16 protein-coding genes and 1 pseudogene are annotated in these 16,840 nt (G+C 72.8%); 15 read left to right on the plus strand and 2 right to left on the minus strand.

Annotated features, from left to right (window positions below):
* Positions 1–411: 411 nt before the first annotated feature.
* The 10 genes from ABZV06_RS26685 (at position 412) to ABZV06_RS26730 (ending at position 8,204) form a co-directional block, all read left to right on the plus strand.
* Positions 412–1,116 carry an RNA polymerase sigma factor gene (locus ABZV06_RS26685; RefSeq protein WP_355247524.1) on the plus strand — a complete coding sequence of 235 codons (705 nt, stop codon included), beginning with the start codon at positions 412–414 and terminating at the stop codon, positions 1,114–1,116.
* Positions 1,117–1,132: 16 nt separating this feature from the next.
* The gene (locus ABZV06_RS26690; protein ID WP_355247521.1) at positions 1,133–1,903 is read left to right on the plus strand and encodes a hypothetical protein; all 771 of its coding nucleotides are present in this window, start codon (positions 1,133–1,135) and stop codon (positions 1,901–1,903) included.
* 177 nt (positions 1,904–2,080) lie between these two features.
* Complete coding sequence (gene egtA / locus ABZV06_RS26695) at positions 2,081–3,316, plus strand: ergothioneine biosynthesis glutamate--cysteine ligase EgtA (RefSeq protein ID WP_355624902.1); 1,236 nt, start codon at positions 2,081–2,083, stop codon at positions 3,314–3,316.
* 23 nt (positions 3,317–3,339) lie between these two features.
* Positions 3,340–4,677 (plus strand): ergothioneine biosynthesis protein EgtB, encoded by a 1,338-nt coding sequence (gene egtB, locus ABZV06_RS26700; protein WP_355624904.1) that lies wholly within the window; start codon positions 3,340–3,342, stop codon positions 4,675–4,677.
* A 28-nt stretch (positions 4,678–4,705) separates the two neighbouring features.
* On the plus strand, positions 4,706–5,452 hold the full coding sequence (gene egtC / locus ABZV06_RS26705; RefSeq protein ID WP_355247514.1) for an ergothioneine biosynthesis protein EgtC: 747 nt from the start codon (positions 4,706–4,708) through the stop codon (positions 5,450–5,452).
* Between the two features lie 53 nt (positions 5,453–5,505).
* On the plus strand, positions 5,506–6,471 hold the full coding sequence (egtD, locus tag ABZV06_RS26710) for an L-histidine N(alpha)-methyltransferase (protein WP_355624906.1): 966 nt from the start codon (positions 5,506–5,508) through the stop codon (positions 6,469–6,471).
* Positions 6,472–6,689: 218 nt separating this feature from the next.
* Complete coding sequence (locus ABZV06_RS26715) at positions 6,690–7,277, plus strand: TMEM165/GDT1 family protein (protein WP_355247508.1); 588 nt, start codon at positions 6,690–6,692, stop codon at positions 7,275–7,277.
* A gap of 39 nt (positions 7,278–7,316) precedes the next feature.
* On the plus strand, positions 7,317–7,679 hold the full coding sequence (locus tag ABZV06_RS26720; protein WP_355624908.1) for a DUF1622 domain-containing protein: 363 nt from the start codon (positions 7,317–7,319) through the stop codon (positions 7,677–7,679).
* The gene (locus ABZV06_RS26725) at positions 7,676–7,999 is read left to right on the plus strand and encodes a hypothetical protein (protein ID WP_355624910.1); all 324 of its coding nucleotides are present in this window, start codon (positions 7,676–7,678) and stop codon (positions 7,997–7,999) included. Before ABZV06_RS26720 ends, ABZV06_RS26725 begins: the two co-directional genes overlap by 4 nt.
* A gap of 4 nt (positions 8,000–8,003) precedes the next feature.
* The gene (locus tag ABZV06_RS26730) at positions 8,004–8,204 is read left to right on the plus strand and encodes a hypothetical protein (RefSeq protein ID WP_355247500.1); all 201 of its coding nucleotides are present in this window, start codon (positions 8,004–8,006) and stop codon (positions 8,202–8,204) included.
* Positions 8,205–8,225: 21 nt separating this feature from the next.
* Here ABZV06_RS26730 and nhaA read toward each other — a convergent pair whose 3' ends face one another.
* The gene (nhaA, locus tag ABZV06_RS26735) at positions 8,226–9,587 is read right to left on the minus strand and encodes a Na+/H+ antiporter NhaA (protein WP_355624912.1); all 1,362 of its coding nucleotides are present in this window, start codon (positions 9,585–9,587) and stop codon (positions 8,226–8,228) included.
* 350 nt (positions 9,588–9,937) lie between these two features.
* On the opposite strand from nhaA, the gene ABZV06_RS26740 reads away from it, so the two are divergent.
* Positions 9,938–11,401 carry a polysaccharide biosynthesis tyrosine autokinase gene (locus ABZV06_RS26740; protein ID WP_355247494.1) on the plus strand — a complete coding sequence of 488 codons (1,464 nt, stop codon included), beginning with the start codon at positions 9,938–9,940 and terminating at the stop codon, positions 11,399–11,401.
* Here the strand turns inward: ABZV06_RS26740 and ABZV06_RS26745 are convergent.
* A complete protein-coding gene (locus tag ABZV06_RS26745) occupies positions 11,382–11,936 on the minus strand; it encodes a low molecular weight phosphatase family protein (protein ID WP_355624913.1) in 555 nt (184 codons plus the stop codon). The two genes, ABZV06_RS26740 and ABZV06_RS26745, sit on opposite strands and share 20 nt — an antisense overlap.
* A 168-nt stretch (positions 11,937–12,104) precedes the next feature.
* Here ABZV06_RS26745 and ABZV06_RS26750 point away from each other — a divergent pair, with 168 nt between their 5' ends.
* The 4 genes and pseudogenes from ABZV06_RS26750 to ABZV06_RS26765 all read left to right on the plus strand — a co-directional run.
* Positions 12,105–13,361: a glycosyltransferase family 4 protein gene (locus ABZV06_RS26750; RefSeq protein WP_355624915.1), complete on the plus strand. Its 1,257-nt coding sequence runs from the start codon at positions 12,105–12,107 to the stop codon at positions 13,359–13,361.
* 179 nt (positions 13,362–13,540) lie between these two features.
* A complete protein-coding gene (locus ABZV06_RS26755; protein WP_355247485.1) occupies positions 13,541–15,235 on the plus strand; it encodes a DUF4012 domain-containing protein in 1,695 nt (564 codons plus the stop codon).
* 13 nt (positions 15,236–15,248) lie between these two features.
* Positions 15,249–15,878 (plus strand): hypothetical protein, encoded by a 630-nt coding sequence (locus ABZV06_RS26760; protein ID WP_355624917.1) that lies wholly within the window; start codon positions 15,249–15,251, stop codon positions 15,876–15,878.
* A 624-nt stretch (positions 15,879–16,502) separates the two neighbouring features.
* Positions 16,503–16,840: pseudogene (locus tag ABZV06_RS26765) on the plus strand (hypothetical protein); the annotation flags it as partial.

Genomic DNA, 16,840 nt, shown 5'->3' on the forward strand with positions numbered 1-16,840 from the left:
GGCCGGCTCGGTCTGTGACGGCACGATGACGCCAGGTCACAAAAAGTGACACATTCCGGCGGACGCTCGCCCGGTCGCCGCCGAAGTGAGCCGTCTGGGGTCGGGAGCGTCGGACGGTCGTTGGCCGTTACCGCGCCGCGCCGGTGGGACGGCTTGATAATTGTCACTCTTCCGTAATGCGTTCCCAACTTGTCGCGTCGGTGGTCCCCTCCTACCGTTAGCCCGGCTCGGGCCGCCCGACGGGCAGCGCGTCGAGCGCCATCGCGCCGGGTGTGGACGCCCCGGCCGGCCCGGACGCGGGCCCGAATCGGATTCGGTGGGGGAGGCGGGTGCGGTGTCGACGGTTCGCGAATCGCCCACGCCGCCGGCGTGTGTGGTCCCGGAGCGTTCAGGCCGCTCCGTGAGCCGCCGATGACGGGCGAACTGTCCGACGCGGTCACCGCCGCGCAGGCCGGGGACGAGGACGCGTTCCGCTTTCTGTACCGCAGCCTCCAGCCGGGCCTGCTGCGCTACCTGACGGCCCTGGTCGGAGCGGACGCCGAGGACGTCGCCTCCGAGGCCTGGTTGCAGATCTCCCGCGACCTGCCCACCTTCACCGGCGGCGAGTTCCGCGCCTGGACGGTCACCATCGCCCGCAACCGGGCGATGGACCACCTGCGGCGGATGCGGCGACGACCGTCGCTGCCGGTGCCGGTGCAGGCGCTCACCGACCTGGCCGGCGACGGTGACACCGCCGAGCGGGCCGGCGAGACGATCAGCACCGAGGCGGCGCTGGCGCTGATCGCCACGCTGCCACCCCGCGAGGCCGAGGCGGTGTTGTTACGGGCCGTGATCGGGCTGGACGCGGAGTCCGCCGGTCGGGTGCTCGGCCGTCGGGCCGGCGCCGTACGGACCGCCGCCCACCGTGGGCTGCGGCGACTCGCCGCCCTGCTGGACGGGCAGACCGTACCGACGCCAGCGGCCGATGGCGACGCCACGACCCAGGCCGCCGGTCTGCGGCGCACGGTGCCCGGAGCGCCGAGCACACCGCCGCTCGGCGCCGAGGTGGTTCCGCCGGCCCGTCGACGGATCGGCCGATCCCGGCAGACGTCCCACGCCGAGCAGGCGGACGGCTGACGTGAAGGGATTCCGCATGAACCCGTACCGGCCGGACCGGCGTGCCGGCCGCGCCGAGACCGAACGGATGTTCGACGCCACCCGCGGCGACGCCGTCACCGACCCGGACGCGTCCGTCGATCCACTGGCCGGGCTGCTCGCCGCTGCCGCGGGCCCGGTCCGGCCGGGGGAACTGGCGGGCGAGGAGGCCGCAATGGCCGCGTTCCGTGCCGCCCGTGCCGCTCCCGCACCCGCCGTGGCCCGACGCCCACGCCGTCTCCGGCTCACCACCAGCGCGGTCGCGTGGCTCGGCGCGCTCGCCGCCACGGCCACCGCCGGTGTCGCGTTCGCCGCGGCCGGCCTGGACAAGGCGCCCGATCCGCCGCCGCCGGCTGTGCCGACCAGCGCGCCACCGAGCACCACCGGCCCGGCGGCGACGGCCTCCACCGGGCCCAGCGGACCGACGCCGTCCAGACACCCCCTTCCGTCCGCCTCGCCGTCGGTCGGCACGACGCCCGACGGTCAGGTCCACGGGCTGTGCCGTGCCTGGCGGGCCAAGAAGCCCGAGCAGCGGGAGAAGGCGCTACGGACGCCCGCCTTCCAGCGGCTGGTGACGGCCGCCGGTGGGGTCGCCGCTGTCGAGGAGTACTGCCAGCGACTGGTCCCCGAGACGAAGCCGTCGTCCCCCTCACCGGCACCGTCCGCTCCGCCGGGACCGACGCCGGCCGCCGAACCGTCCCCGGCGGCGACGCCACCCGGCCCGAAGAAGGTCAAGCCCTCGCATCCGGCGGGACCGGCCGCCAACTGAGCGTACGACCGGCGCGGTTCGTTCTGCCCTGCACCAGGAAGCGCGTCTGTTAGACAGGAAATGGTGGCCCCGCCGACGCTGTCGAGAAAGCGTCGACGGCCGGGCCCGCGGTGGCGCGCGCGTTACCAGTCGAGGCACGGCGCCCGCGGTCGTCGCACGACGAAGGAGGCTGCACCGATGGTGACGTCGCCGGAGCTGGACCGGAGCGTGATCCTGCGCGACTCCGCCGCCGCATTCCGACATCTCGCACGCATCTGCTTCAAGACCGGCCCCCCGACGTACACGGGTGTCGAACTGGAATGGACCGTGCACGATGTCGCCGATCCCGCCCGCCCGGTCGACCCGGCCCGGTTGCGGGCGGCGCTGGGGCGGCACAGCCCCGTGACGCTGGATCCGGCCAGCCCCGCCGAGCCGCTGCGACACGGCGGCACGGTGACCCTCGAACCGGGTGGCCAGCTGGAGGTCTCCACCCCGCCGCGCACCTCGACCGGCGCGTTGATCCAGGCCACCGAGGCCGACATCGCCCAGGTGAACGGCCTGCTGGCCGCCGTCGGCCTGACCCTGGGTCGCAGCGGTATCGACCCGCACCGTCGGCCCCGCCCGGTGGTGGAAACCCCCCGCTACCGGGCCATGCGCCGCGTGTTCGACGAGCGCGGTCCGGCCGGCCGGACGATGATGTACAGCACCGCCGGCCTCCAGGTCTGCCTCGACGTCGGTGAGCCGGACCAGGTCGGGGCGCGCTGGGCGGCGGCCCACGCCATCGGTCCGCCGATGCTCGCGGCGTTCGCCTCGGCCAGCCGACACGCCGGGCAGCGCACCGGTTGGGCGTCCGCGCGGATGGCCGCCTGGCTGGCCATCGACCCGGCTCGTACCCGCCCGGTGTGGACGCCCGGCACGGCCGCCGAGAATCCGACGGCCACCTGGACCCGTTACGTGTTCGGCGCGCCGCTGCTCTGTCTGCGCCGGCCTGGCCAGGACTGGACCCCGCCGCCGGGTGTCACATTCGGCGACTGGCTCGACGGCGCGCTGCCCCGCCCGCCCACCACCGACGACCTCGACTACCACGTCAGCACCCTCTTCCCGCCGGTGCGGCCGCGCGGTTACCTGGAGCTGCGGTACCTGGACGCCCAGCCCGACCGGGGCTGGCGAATCCCGCTGGCGGTGCTGAGCGCGTTGTTCCACGACGGGGGCACCGTGTGCGCGGCGTACTCGATCAGCGAGCCGGTGGCCCACCGCTGGTCGACCGCCGCCCGGCGCGGCCTGTCCGACCCCGCGCTGGCCGCCGCGGCGGCCGCGCTGTTCGACCTGGCCCTGGACGCCCTGCCCCGGCTGGGTCTGCCGGCGGGCACCCACGACGAGATCCACGAGGGCGTACGGCGGCGACTGGCCGCCATTCGGAGGGCCGAACGGTGAGCGGCGAGACGGAGGGTGCAACCGTGAGCGCGAGTGCGACGGACCAGGCCGACGGGGAACGGTTGCGGGGGCGGATCGCGGGGGAGTTGGCGCGTGCCCGCTCCCGAACGGCCCTGCTGACCGAGGCGGTCGACGACGCCGACCTGATGCGCCAGCACTCTCCGCTGATGTCGCCCTTGGTCTGGGATCTGGCGCACGTCGGCAACCAGGAGGAACTCTGGCTGGTACGCGACGTGGGTGGCCGCGAGCCGGTCCGCTGCGACATCGACGACCTGTACGACGCGTTCAAGCAGCCCCGCCGGGACCGCCCGGCGCTGCCCCTGTTGCCACCCGCGGAGGCGCGCGCCTACCTGGGTACGGTCCGCGACAAGGTGTACGACCTGCTCGACGCGGTGCGCTTCACCGATCGGCCACTGGTCGCCGACGGGTTCGCCTTCGGCATGATCGTGCAGCACGAGCAGCAGCACGACGAGACGATGCTCGCGACCCACCAACTGCGCGCGGGGCCGGCGGTCCTGCACGCCCCGCCGCCACCCGAGCCGACCGTCCGTGTCGGCGGGGAGGTGCTGGTGCCGGCCGGTGAGTTCACGATGGGCACCGACACCGACCCGTGGGCCCTGGACAACGAACGCCCCGCACACCAGGTCCACCTGCCCGCGTACGTCATCGACGCCGTACCGGTCACCAACGGCGCGTACGAGGCGTTCATCGCCGACGGCGGTTACTCCGACCGGCGGTGGTGGAGCGCGGCGGGCTGGGAGCACCGGGTTCGTGAGCAGCTCGCCGCGCCCCTGCACTGGCGTCGTGACGGAGACCGCTGGACGTACCGGCGCTTCGGTCGATGGGACCCGGTACGTCCCGACGAGCCGGTGGTGCACGTGTGCTTCCACGAGGCGCGGGCGTACGCGGCGTGGGCCGGCAAGCGTCTGCCGACCGAGGCGGAGTGGGAGAAGGCCGCGCGGTGGGACCCGGCGACCGGGCGGTCCCGCCGCTACCCGTGGGGCGACGGCGAGCCGACCGGGGCGCACGCCAACCTCGACCAGCGTCACCTGCGGCCGGCACCGGTCGGCGCGTACCCGGTCGGCGCGTCGCCGCTGGGTGTGCACCAGCTCATCGGGGACGTGTGGGAGTGGACGTCGACCACGTTCACCGGTTATCCCGGCTTCACCGCGTTCCCGTACCGCGAGTACTCCGAGGTGTTCTTCGGCGACGACTACCGGGTGCTGCGCGGCGGCTCGTTCGGCACGGACCGGTCGGCGTGCCGGGGGACGTTCCGCAACTGGGACTATCCGATCCGACGGCAGATCTTCAGCGGCTTCCGCTGTGCCCGCGACGCCGCTGCGGAGGAGTCGCCGCGGTGAGGCACCCGGTGCCACGCGGGGTGCGCTGATGTGCCGTCACCTCGCCTACCTGGGACCACCGGTCACGCTGGCCGAGTTGCTGTTCGAGCCGGCGTACGCGCTGGTCCGTCAGTCCTGGGCGCCGCGTGACATGCGCGGCGGCGGCACGATCAACGCCGACGGGTTCGGCGTCGGCTGGTATCCCGACGGCGGCGCTCCGGTGCGGTACCGGCGTGCCCAGCCGATCTGGAGCGACCCGACGATCGCCGAGCTGGCGGCGGTGACCCGGGCCGGCGCGGTGCTGGCGGCGGTCCGTTCCGCCACGGTGGGGATGGCGGTGCTCGACGGCGCCGCCGCCCCGTTCGCCGAGGACCGGTGGCTGTTCAGCCACAACGGGGTGATCCGGGGCTGGCCCGACTCGATGGTGCCGCTCGCCGCCGGCCTGCCGGTGCGTGACCTGCTGACCCTGGACGCGGCCACCGACTCGGCGCTGCTGTGGGCGCTGGTGCGGCATCGGCTGCGCGCCGGCGACGACCCGGGCGAGGCGGTCGCCCGGACGGTGGTCGAGGTCGCCGCGGCTGCACCGGGGTCGCGACTGAATGTGCTGCTCACTGACGGGCGGCGGGTGGTGGCCACCACGTTCGGCCACGCGCTGTCGGTGCGCGCGGCGGCGGACTCGGTGGTGCTGGCGTCCGAGCCGCACGACGACGACCCCGGGTGGCGGCCGGTGCCGCAGCAGCGTCTGGTCGCCGCCACGACGGACGAGGTGCGGGTGTGCGAACTGCCGATCCGGTGAGCCGTGCCGGTCGGGCTGGGCGAGGTGTCTGACGACAGCAGGGAGGCGGGGGGATGAGCGCGGAACCGTTGGAGATCTACCTCGAACCGCGGGACCTGGAGCGTGGTCTGCGTGCGGACGTCCGGGCCGGGTTGACCGCAGAGGCCAAGTGGCTGCCGCCGAAGTGGTTCTACGACTCGCGGGGCAGCGAGCTGTTCGAGGAGATCACCCGGCTGCCGGAGTACTACCCGACCCGGGCCGAGCGGGCGGTGCTGGCCGCGCACGCTGACGACGTGGCGGCCCTGACCGGCGCGAAGACCCTGATCGAGCTGGGCTCGGGCTCGTCGGAAAAGACCCGACTGCTGTTGGACGCGTTCACCCGCCGGGGAGGACTCGGCACGTTCGTCCCACTCGACGTGTCGGTCAGCGCCCTGCTCGGGTCGACAGCGCAGATCGCCGCCGACTATCCGGGGCTGCGCGTGCGGGGGATCGTGGGCGACTTCACCCGCCAGCTCGACCGGCTGCCGACCGGTGGTCGACGGTTGGTGGTGTTCCTGGGCGGCACGATCGGCAACCTGCTGCCGGCCGAGCGGGCCGGGTTCCTGGCCGCGATGCGCGCCGCGCTGGAGGTCGGCGACTGGCTGCTGCTCGGCACCGACCTGGTGAAGGACCCGTCGGTGATCGTGCCGGCGTACGACGACGCGGCCGGAGTCACGGCCGAGTTCAACCGCAACGTGCTGTACGTGGTCAACCGGGAGTTGGGCGCGGACTTCGACCCGGAGGCGTTCACGCACGTCGCCCGCTGGGACCCGGAGCAGGAGTGGATCGAGATGCGGCTGCGGGCGACACGGCCGATGCGGGTGCGTGTGCTGGACCTTTCGGTGGCGTTCGACGCCGGGGAGGAGCTTCGGACGGAGGTGTCGGCGAAGTTCCGTCCGGAGGGGGTGGCCGCCGAGCTGGACGCGGCGGATTTCACGGCGGCGCACTTCTGGACCGACCCGGGCGGGCTCTTCGGGGTGACGTTGGCCCGGGCGCGGTGAGGTGCTGTTCACCCGCGACGTCCGGTGCGCCGGGGTGATCGGTTAGGCTGGTCGCGCGAAGGGGAGTAGCCCCCAATGTCGTGGTCGACATACTGGTGCGTTCCGCATCCGGCCACGCGGCCCCGGTCTCCGGGGCGGGCGAGACCTTCGGCTCAGGCTGTCGCAGCCGGGTCGAGGGCGCCCCCGTACCTCCTCCCGGCGGAAACCGGAAGGATGTCATGGAGGGATTCCTCGCCGCGCTGGTCATCAGCTTCGGTGTCATATTCGTCGCCGAGCTGGGAGACAAGTCCCAGTTGATGGCGCTGACGTTCGCCACGCGGTTCAAGCCGCTCCCGGTGCTGCTCGGTATCACCGTCGCGACGGCGGTCGTGCACCTGGCGTCGGTCGCCATCGGTTCGGGTCTCGGCGCGGTGCTGCCCACCGAGTGGATCTCCCTGGTGGCCGGCGTCGCGTTCCTCGGCTTCGGCGCGTGGACGCTGCGCGGTGACACGCTCACCGAGGAGGAGAAGCGCAAGGCCGAGAAGACCAGCAAGAGGGCGATCGTGGCGGTCTCGGTGGCGTTCTTCCTGGCCGAGTTGGGCGACAAGACGATGCTCGCGACGATCACCCTGGCCACCAAGTACGGCTGGTTCGGCACCTGGCTCGGCTCCACGGTCGGCATGGTGGCCGCGGACGCGCTGGCCATCCTGGTCGGTCGGATGCTCGGCCGCCGCCTGCCGGAGAAGACCATCAAGTACGGCGCGGCGGTGCTCTTCGCCATCAGTGGCCTCTGGCTGATCCTGGAGGCCGTCAACGAGCTGACCTGAGCGCAGACTAGCTGCCCCGGTGGCGGGTAACGCCTGCGGGTGGAGCCGGCGGAGCTGCTGCGCCACGGCGACGAGGTGCTGGTCGCCGTGGTGGAGGCGGCCGGCGCCCTGGTGATCGTCGTGGGTGCTCTCTGGGCGGCGGTGCGGTTCCTGGCCGAGGGGCTGCGGCACCGCACCGCCGCTGTCTTCACCCCGATCCGTCTGTCGCTGGGCCGGTTCCTGACGCTCGGCCTGGAGTTCCAGCTGGCGGCCGACGTCCTGCGGACCGCGGTGTCCCCGTCGTTCACCCAGATCGGCCAGCTGGCGGCGATCGCCACGATCCGGACGGCGCTGAACTACTTCCTGGGCCGGGAGATCCAACAGGAGCAGCGGCAGGTCGCCGATTGGCAGCGGCGGCCGTGATCGATGCCCTGGTCGAGGCGGTGACCGCGGTGGCGTTGGTCGCCGGGGTCGTCACGGCGTTGTGCACCGGCGACGTGCGGGTCGCCGTACGGGTGCTGTTGGACCTGCTGACGGCGGCCGGCCTGCTCCGGCTCGCGGGCGAGCCGGCCTGGGGTCGCCTGGCCGCCGTCGCGGCGATCGTCGCGCTGCGTCAACTGCTCGCGGCGGCGCTGAGTCACCCGCCACCCTGGTCACGGCGACAATCTCCGCCACGCTGCGGGGACGACGAGCACGGCCTACCGTGGGCGGTACCAGCGAAACAGTCGAAAGCGGGAGGATAACCACATGAGCCGGCACGACGAACCGAACGAGTACGGGTACGCCGGCGGCGCCACCGCTCCCGAGCCGCAGGCCGGCGGCAAGCCCGACGAGCAGGACCTCGCGGAGGAGGTGGCGGTGCCCGGCGACGACCTCACCGCGCCCACGGCCGACGCCCTGGCAGACGAGACCGAGGACCGGCGGCCCAGCGACGACCGCCGCCGCTGACCCGGCCGCCGGCCGGCCCGGTCAGTCGCGACCGGGCCGCTGATAGACATCGGGTACGCCGTCGCCGTCGGCGTCGAGTCGCTCCTTCTCGGCCACCCGCCGGTACGCGGTGTTGCGGCGGGCCAGCACAACGCCGGCGAGGATCGCGGAGATCACCGACCCGGTGAGCACCGCCGCCTTGACCCGTTGGTCGGCGGTGCTGCCCGCGCCGAACGCCAGGTCGCCGATGAGCAGGGAGACGGTGAACCCGACCCCGGCCAGCAGGGCGATCCCGCCCAGGTCGGGCCAGGTGATGTCCTCGTCCAGCTCGGCGCGGGTGAACCGGGCCAGCAGGTAGGTCGAGCCGAAGATCCCGATGCTCTTGCCGACCACCAGGCCGGCCACCACGGCGATCACCACCGGATCGGTCAACAGGGCACCCAGATCGCTGCCACGAAGTGTCACGCCGGCCGCGAAGAGGGCGAAGACCGGTACGGCGATGCCCGCCGACACGGGTCGCCACCGGTGTTCCAGGTGTGCGGCGAGCCCGCCCGCGTCCGCGTCGCCGGGCTCCGATCGGTCGGGCGTGGCAGGGGTGCCGCCCCGGGCTCGGGTCAGTACGGGAACGGTGAAGCCGAGCAGCACGCCGGCGACGGTGGCGTGCACACCGGAGGCGTGCACCAGGGCCCAGGTGGTGACCGCCAGCGGGATGAGAGCCCACCACCAGGTCCGGCCACGCTGCACCAGCCAGGCGAAGAGCCCGATCGGGGCGAGCGCGGCGAGCAGGGGTAGTGGGTGGAAGTCGGCGGTGTAGAAGACCGCGATGATGGTGATCGCGAACAGGTCGTCGACCACGGCGAGGGTGAGCAGGAAGGCGCGCAGGCCCTGGGGCAGGTGTGAGCTGACCACCGCGAGCACGGCCAGCGCGAAGGCGATGTCGGTGGCGGTCGGGATGGCCCAGCCCCGCAGTCCCTCGCCGCCGGTGCCGAGAAGCACCGCCACGTAGATCAGTGCCGGCAGCGCCATCCCACCCAGGGCGGCCACCACCGGAAGCGCCGCGCGTCGGGGATCGCGCAGGTCGCCGGCGACGAACTCGCGCTTGAGCTCCAAGCCGACCACGAAGAAGAAGATGGCCAGCAGCCCGTCGGCTGCCCAGGTCGCGAGACTCAGGTCGAGGTGCCAGCGCTCGCCGCCGGCCCACGGCACCCAGGCGCCGAGGCGGACGTACGCCCCGCTCCACGGCGAGTTCGCCCAGATCAGTGCGACGACGGCACCGAGTAGCAGCAGGGCGCCGCCGACTGTCTCGGTGCGCAGCACCTCGGCCAGGTGCCGGGCCTCGGGCCAGGACGACCGGGAGAGGGGCCGGACGCGCGGCCGATCGGTGGAGGGGGTGCGGCCGGTCATGGAGGGGCTCACCTCGGGTGTCGGGACGGCAGGGATCCAATCGCCGACCAGACTTCCCGGCACACCGCTGTCCACCCTATCCGGACGGCCGGAGGGCGCTGATCGGCATGGGTGAAACGCGGCGGCCGGGCGGGGCCGCGGGAAATCGGTCGCCGACTTTTCCGGCCATCGCCGCTGCCGAATGGCCCTTTGTCGGGTTGGTCATGCGGGCGCAGTTGGTCGCGCCGAAAATACATAACTCCGGACATAAGCCCTATGAGGGGCTTTAATGGTTTCACGAGTTGACAGACGACCTTGGGGGTTTTCGTGAAGTTCTTTGGCGTAACCGGACGCGCCCGGAGGCAATCCTGATGGACCTGCTCCGCCAACTGCGCCACGTGCGTCGGCACTGGTGGGTCGTACTGGTCACGGTCATGGTGGCCCTGGGCGTCTCGGCGTTCGTGACCGTACGGGCCAAGCCCCGGTACGTCGCCTCGGTGACCTTCTTCGTCACCACCCCCAACCAGGGCGTCACCGACGCCTACCAGGGCGGTCTCTTCCTCCAGCAGCGTGTCAAGTCGTACGCCGACCTGCTCAGCAGCGACCGCCTGGCGCAGAGCGTGGCCGCCGACACCCCGGTCGGGCTCACCGCGGACGAGGTGCAGCGCCGCGTGACCACCGCCACCGAGACGGGCACCGTCCTGCTGCGGGCCTCTGTCACGGACACCGACCAGACCCGGGCCCTGCGGGTGAGCGAGACCCTTGCCGCCAAGTTCGTCGAACTCGTGCAGAAGGTCGAGACGCCACCCGAGGGCAAGGCGCCCATCAAGATCGAGGTGGTCAGCGGCCCACGGGTCACCGCGAGTCCGGTCTCGCCGAAGCCGCTGCGCAACCTCATGCTCGGCGGCCTGCTCGGTCTGGTGCTCGGCGTCGGCCTGGCGATCCTGCGCGGCGTCGCCGACATCCGCCTGCGGGACGCCGCTGGCCTGCAACGCGCGACCGGAAGCCCGCTGCTCGGTGAGATCCCGTTCGAGAGTGCCGCCCGCACGGCCCCGCTGATCGTCGGCGAAGCCGCGACGTCGGCCCGCGCGGAGGCCGTCCGCAAGCTGCGGACCAACCTGCGCTTCGTGGACGTGCACGAACCCGCCCGGGTCATCGCCGTGACCAGTGCCCTGCAGGGCGAGGGCAAGACGACGATGTCCTGCAACCTGGCCATCGCGCTGGCCGAGGCCGGCTGGCGGGTGCTGCTGGTCGACGCCGACCTGCGCCGCCCGAAGGTCGACGACTACCTGGGCCTGGACGCCGGTGTCGGTCTCACCGACGTGCTCGTCGGTGACGTCCAGGTCGGTGACGTGGTGCAGCGCTGGGGCGACAAGTCCCTGCTGGTGCTGCCCAGCGGTTCCGCGCCGCCCAACCCGAGCGAACTGCTCGGCTCCAAGGCGATGGCGGACCTGCTGCTCGCGCTGCGTGAGTCCGCGGACATCGTGATCATCGACACCGCGCCGCTGCTCGCGGTGACCGACGGTGTCGTGGTGGCCGTCCAGGCCGACGGGGCACTGCTGGTGAGCCAGCAGGGCCGTACGTCGCGGGCCCAGGTTGCCGCGGCGGCCCGGTCGTTGCACTCGGTCTCGGTGCGGCTGCTCGGCTGTGTGCTGAACATGGCGAAGGTGGCCAAGGCAGAGGCGTACCAGTACGAGGCCTACCGGGTGGTCGCCTCGAACGCCGCGCAGTCGGTCCCGACCGACCGGGCCCCCGCAGCCCGGCACAGCGAGGGCGCGGGGGTCAACAACGGCGTCAGTGACCGTACCCAGGAACTCACCCGGTTGCCCCGATGAGCGCGGCGAGGGGTCGTAGCGAGCGTTCGATCTCCTCGGCGCAGCGTCGGAAGTCGGCGGCGGTGCCGCCGATCGGGTCCCGCAGGTCGTCCGCGTCCGGGGCGGCGGGTTGCAGCCGCCCCCGGGCGTGGGCGGCGGCGGCGATCGCGGCCCGCAGCGGATCGTCGGCCGATTCGGTCGGCGGCTCGGCCGCCGCCGCCAGCCGGCCGAACTGGCGCAGGGTGAACGTCCGGTGCAGCGCTCCCGGCGCCAGTGCGGTGCACACCGACCGCTGCCGGCGCGTCGCGGTCAGCACGAGGGTCGCTTCGGTCAGGTGTTCGGCCCGCAGCGTCCGACTGGCGAACGCCGCCGGATCGCCGCCCTCCTCGGTCGCGATCTGCGCCGCGTACGGGTGCATGGCCATCCCGTCCATCGCGTCGGTGCCGGCGCTGGACACCAGCACCGGCCGGTCGGCCAGCAGTCGGCGGGCCAGGAACTCGGCCATCGGCGAGCGGCACAGGTTGGCGTGGCAGACGAACAGCACGCGGTCGGCCATCGGAAGCCCTCTCGTGGGTGCGGACACGGACCGCCGCACCGCGAGGGTGGTGCGTCGGCGCCGGGGGACGCGCGGCGAGGGGTTGTCGGCATCGTACGCGGGCCGGCCGTCCGTCGGACGCGGTGCCGCGCCGGCCGAGATCGATCCGTGCCCACCGGCGGTGCTCCGGTGAAGATCGGCATCCTGTCGTACCACTTCCCACCCGAGCCGGCGTTCATTCCGGGCAGCCTCGCCGAGGAGTTGGCGGCGCGCGGGCACGAGGTCCGCGTCCTCACCGGATTTCCCGACTACCCGGGCGGCCACGTCTATCCAGGGTGGCGGCAGCGGTGGCACCACGAGACGCACAGCCGACGGCTGACGGTCCGGCGAGTGCCACGCATCTCCGGTGGGGCCGCTTCCCCGGGAGCGCGGATGGCCAGTTACCTGTCGTTCGCCGGGAGCGCCTCGCTGGCGGCACGGCGGTTCCTGGCTGACGTGGACGCCCTCTACGTCTTCCAGTTGCCGGCCACCACGTTCGCCACCGCCGCCGTGCTCCGCCTGCTCGCGAGGGTGCCGGTGGTGCTGCACGTACAGGATGTCTGGGCGCGCGACGGCGTCGACGCGGCAGGCGACGGACGCTGGTCCGCGCGGATGGGTGCCGCGATGACCCGCATCTACCGGTCCGCGGCGCGGGTCGCCGTGGCGGCGCCGTCGATGCGCGACCTGGTGGTCGCCGCCGGTGCCGACCCGGGCCGGGTCCACCTGGTCCTCAACTGGACGGACGAGCGCATCTTCTACCCGGCGACCCCCGGCGCGGCGGCCCGGCAGATGGTCCGCCGCGATCGCCGGTGCGTGGTCATGCATGCCGGGACCATCGGGCCTCGTCAGGGGCTGGAGACGGCGGTACGGGCGGCGGCGGCGCTGGACCGCACGATGGACCTGGTCCTGGTCGGGTCGGGCGCGGACGAGCGGCGGGTGCGGGGGCTCGCCGCCGACCTCAAGGCGGAGAACGTCCGCTTCCTGGATCGGCGCTCACCTGTCGACATGCCTGAGCTCTACGCCGCCGCCGACTACCAGCTGATCATGCTGCGCGACCTGCCCGAGCTTCGCGGCATGGTGCCGGGCAAGCTGCAGGCCGCGCTCTCGTGTGCCGCGCCGGTCGTCGCGTCGGCCGGCGGGGACACCGCCGATCTGGTCGAGCGCGCCCGGGCCGGGCTGTCCTGCCCTCCCGAGGACTGGGCCGCCCTGGCCGACCGGTTCTGGCTTGCCGCGACCATCCCGCCGCCCGCACGCACCGAGATGGGGCGCCGGGGACGACAGACGTACCTGCGGGAGATGTCCCTGCCGGATGGCGTGGACCGGATCGAACGCCTGCTGCACGAGGCCGCGGGCCGCGTACCGCAGGCGGCGGGACGTCGCGAGGAAACCTCGCGTAAAGGACGTTAATTGCCATAACAGTACGAGAGTCCTCGTAACGTGCTAAGAACGTCTAGGAATCCGACGGGCTGTCCGATTCCGGCAAACGGGAGTGTGGTGTGACGGAGAGCGAACGGCCGCGTCGACGGCGAAGCCGGTCCCGGCGTCGTCGGCGAGCGCGACTGCGACGTGCCCTGCTCGGTGCCCTGGTGGTGGGATCGCTGGTGCTGGCCGCGGGCGGATGGGTCGGCTTTCGCGGTTGGCAGGCGCGCGCACACCTGATCAACGCCGCCGGCCTGGCCCGGGAGTTGAGCGCCCAGGTCGTGGGCGGGGACACCGATCGCGCCCTGCGGACCCTCTCCGCCCTCCAGGAGCAGTCCGGCGCGGCCCGGGCCGCCACAGCCGACCCGAGTTGGAAGATCGGTCGGCGTACCCCGGTCGCCGGCGACGACCTCGACGCGGTCCGTCTGATCGCCGTCGCCATCGACGACCTGGCCCGGCGGGCGTTCCCCAGCCTGCTGCGCACGGACCTGACCAGCCTCGTGCCGGCCGGCGGCCGGTTGGACCTGGCGCGCCTCGCGTCGGTCTCGGCGGAGCTGACGCGGGTGAACGACGCGGTGCAGGGCACCCGTCGCGACCTGGCCAGCGTGCCGGCCGACCGGCTGCTCAGCCAGGTCCGGCAGGCGCTGACCGACCTCCGTGGCGAGATCGACCGGCTGGCCAGCCTCACTGCCGCCGCCGACCAGGGCGCGCGGCTGCTGCCGCCGTTGCTCGGCGGCGGTGGCCCGCGGCGCTACCTGCTCGTCTCGCAGAACCTGGCCGAGTTGCGGGCCACCGGTGGCATGTTCGGCGCGTACGCGATGATCGAGGCCGAGGGCGGACGGGTTCGGATGGGCCGCCAGGGCAGCAGCGCGTCCCTCGGCCAGTTCACGCCGGCGCTCAAGCTGCCCGCCGAGACCCGGGCGATCTGGACCGACCTGCCGGGCATCTACCCCGCGGATGTGAACCTCACCCCGCACTTCCCGACCGCCGCCGCCCTGTACCGGGAGATGTTCCGGCGCAAGACCGGAACCGCCGTCGACGGCGTGCTCGCCGTCGACCCGGTGGTGCTGTCCTACCTGCTCAAGGCGACCGGTCCGGTGCTGGTGCCCGGTGGGGTGCCGCTGGCCAGCGAGAAGGTCGTGCAGACCGTCCTCAACGAGACCTACCAGCGGCTGGACACCGCGCAGCAGGACGCCTACTTCGCGTCCTCGGCCGCAGCGGTGTTTGACGCCTTCTTCAAGAAGAATGTCAACCCAAGGGTGTTGTTGTCCGCATTTGACCGTGCTATCACGGAACGCCGGATATTGTTCTGGAGTGCTCACTCGGAAGAACAGCGGACGTTCGGCGACAGCCGGATGGCCGGGACGCTTCCGGAACAGGACACCGTGCCGACGGTCGGCGTGTTTCTCAACGACGGCAGCGGCGCGAAGCTCGGCTACTACCTGCGGCCGACGGCGAGCCTCACGGTCGGCGACTGCCGGCCCGACGGCCGCCGCGAACTCCGGCTGCGGGTGACCCTGCGCTCGACGGCGCCGAAGTCAGGGCTCAGCAAGTCGATCCTTGGCCTCGGCCTGGCTGGCGATCCGTACACCGTGCGCACGTTGGTGTCGATCTACAGCCCGGCTGGCGGCGCCGTGCTCGACGCCCGGCTGGACGGGGCTGAGACGGCACTGGGCAGCGGCACCGAACGCCGCCGCCAGGTGGCGACGGCGAACGTCGACATCGGCCCCGGCGTCGAGAGGGCGCTGGAGGTCACCGTCCTGACGGCCAAGACCGGCGTCGGGCAGGCCGAGCTGTGGCTGACCCCCACCGCCAGCCCATGGACCACCCAAGTTCATTCCGCACCAAGCTGTGACCAGTAGGAGGGAACCAATCATGCGGCTATCCCGCATCATCATGGCGCTCACGGTCGGCCTGGCCGTGGTGGCCGTGCCGACGGCAGCGGGGGCGGCACAGCCGCAGCCGACGCCCAGCGCGACCACCGATCCGCCCCAGCCGCCGCCATACCCGCCGGCCGCCGCGTCCCTGACCGTCAACCGGCCGACGATCTTCCTCGGCGAGACGGTCGTCCTGACCGGTACGGGCTTCGGCCCCAACGAGACCGTCGACATCTCCGTGACGGTCACGCCGCTGGCAGCCCCGGCCGCCGGCAAGGCGCCGGCCCGCCGCAGCGACGGCACCACCGTGGCCATGACGCCGGTGGCCTACCAGGCGAGTGCGCCGCTCACCTTCACGGCGTACACCAACGCCCAGGGGCGCTTCACCAAGAGCTACAAGCCGTCGGTGACCGGTCTGCTGACCTTCACCGCCACGGGCCGCGAGTCCGGCCGGACCGCGACCACCGAGCTGCGGGTGCTGCACCGCAAGCAGCCGCTGCCCGTCACCGGTGACAGCATCGGTACGCCCATGAAGCTCGGCGGCGGCCTCGTCGGCGCCGGCGCGATCATGCTGCTGCTGACCCTGGCCTGGCGTCGCCGCCAGCGCTTCGGCGGAGCCGCGCACTAACCGGCACCACCAATCGGGCAGTGCCCGGATCGCACCCTTTGGGCTGGCGCCCGTCGGATCTTTCGACGGGCGCCAGCCCCACGTCGCGGGTGGGACGTCCATGCCGGGTGGGGCGTCCATGCCGCCGTTGGCGTGATCGACTCCAGATCGCCGATGCGGGGGTATGGGCCGTGTGGGATGGCCCCACGTCGGCGATCTCGGGTCGATCATCTCGCTGGGGGGTATGTCCGGCTGTGGGGCTTGCGGGCGGGTGAGCGGATGCGATCGTGGGCGGGAATCGTGGCGGGCCGGGGGTCGTTACATACCCTGACGATCGCAGGACCACGGCCGCCCGGCCCGTTCGGAGCGGGTGGGAATGGCCGGCCGGGCCGGGTCGTTGTGCAGTGACTCGAACGACCGCGGGCCTCGCCGCCCGCCCGGCTCGACCCGGTCCCGCCCGGTGCACAGCCCCGGGAATGACCCCGGCCAGCCGGTCGTTACACCCGGTCCCGGCGCCACGAGCCCTCCGCTCGCAGGCCGCCGACCCAGACTTTTCAAGCGCCCGGACGAGGTGCTGACCCCCACGTCACCCGATCCCCCCGAGCAGGTGTGTGGGTGTTTCCTACCCCCGAAGGAGCTACCCCCATGAACACGATCTTCCGCAAGAGCATGCTGTCCGTTGCCGGTCTCGCGTTCGCCGGCGGTGTGTTCGCCGGCCCGATCGCCGCCCACGCCAACCCGGTTGATGCCAAGCCCGCCGCCGTGGCCGTGCACACCGCCGCGCCCAAGCCCCAGGGCGACCAGTCGCACATCACCCTGAACGACGAGCAGACCGCCAACGTCAAGGCCATCATCGCGGCCACGAAGAAGGCCGGCCTGCCCGAGCGCGCCGCGGTCATCTCCATCGCCACGAGCCTGCAGGAGTCCAAGCTGGAGAACCTGGGTCACCTGGGTGACGCCAACGACCACGACTCCCTCGGCCT

The organism is Micromonospora sp. NPDC005172, assembly GCF_040608555.1.
Classification (GTDB): Bacteria; Actinomycetota; Actinomycetes; order Mycobacteriales; family Micromonosporaceae; genus Micromonospora.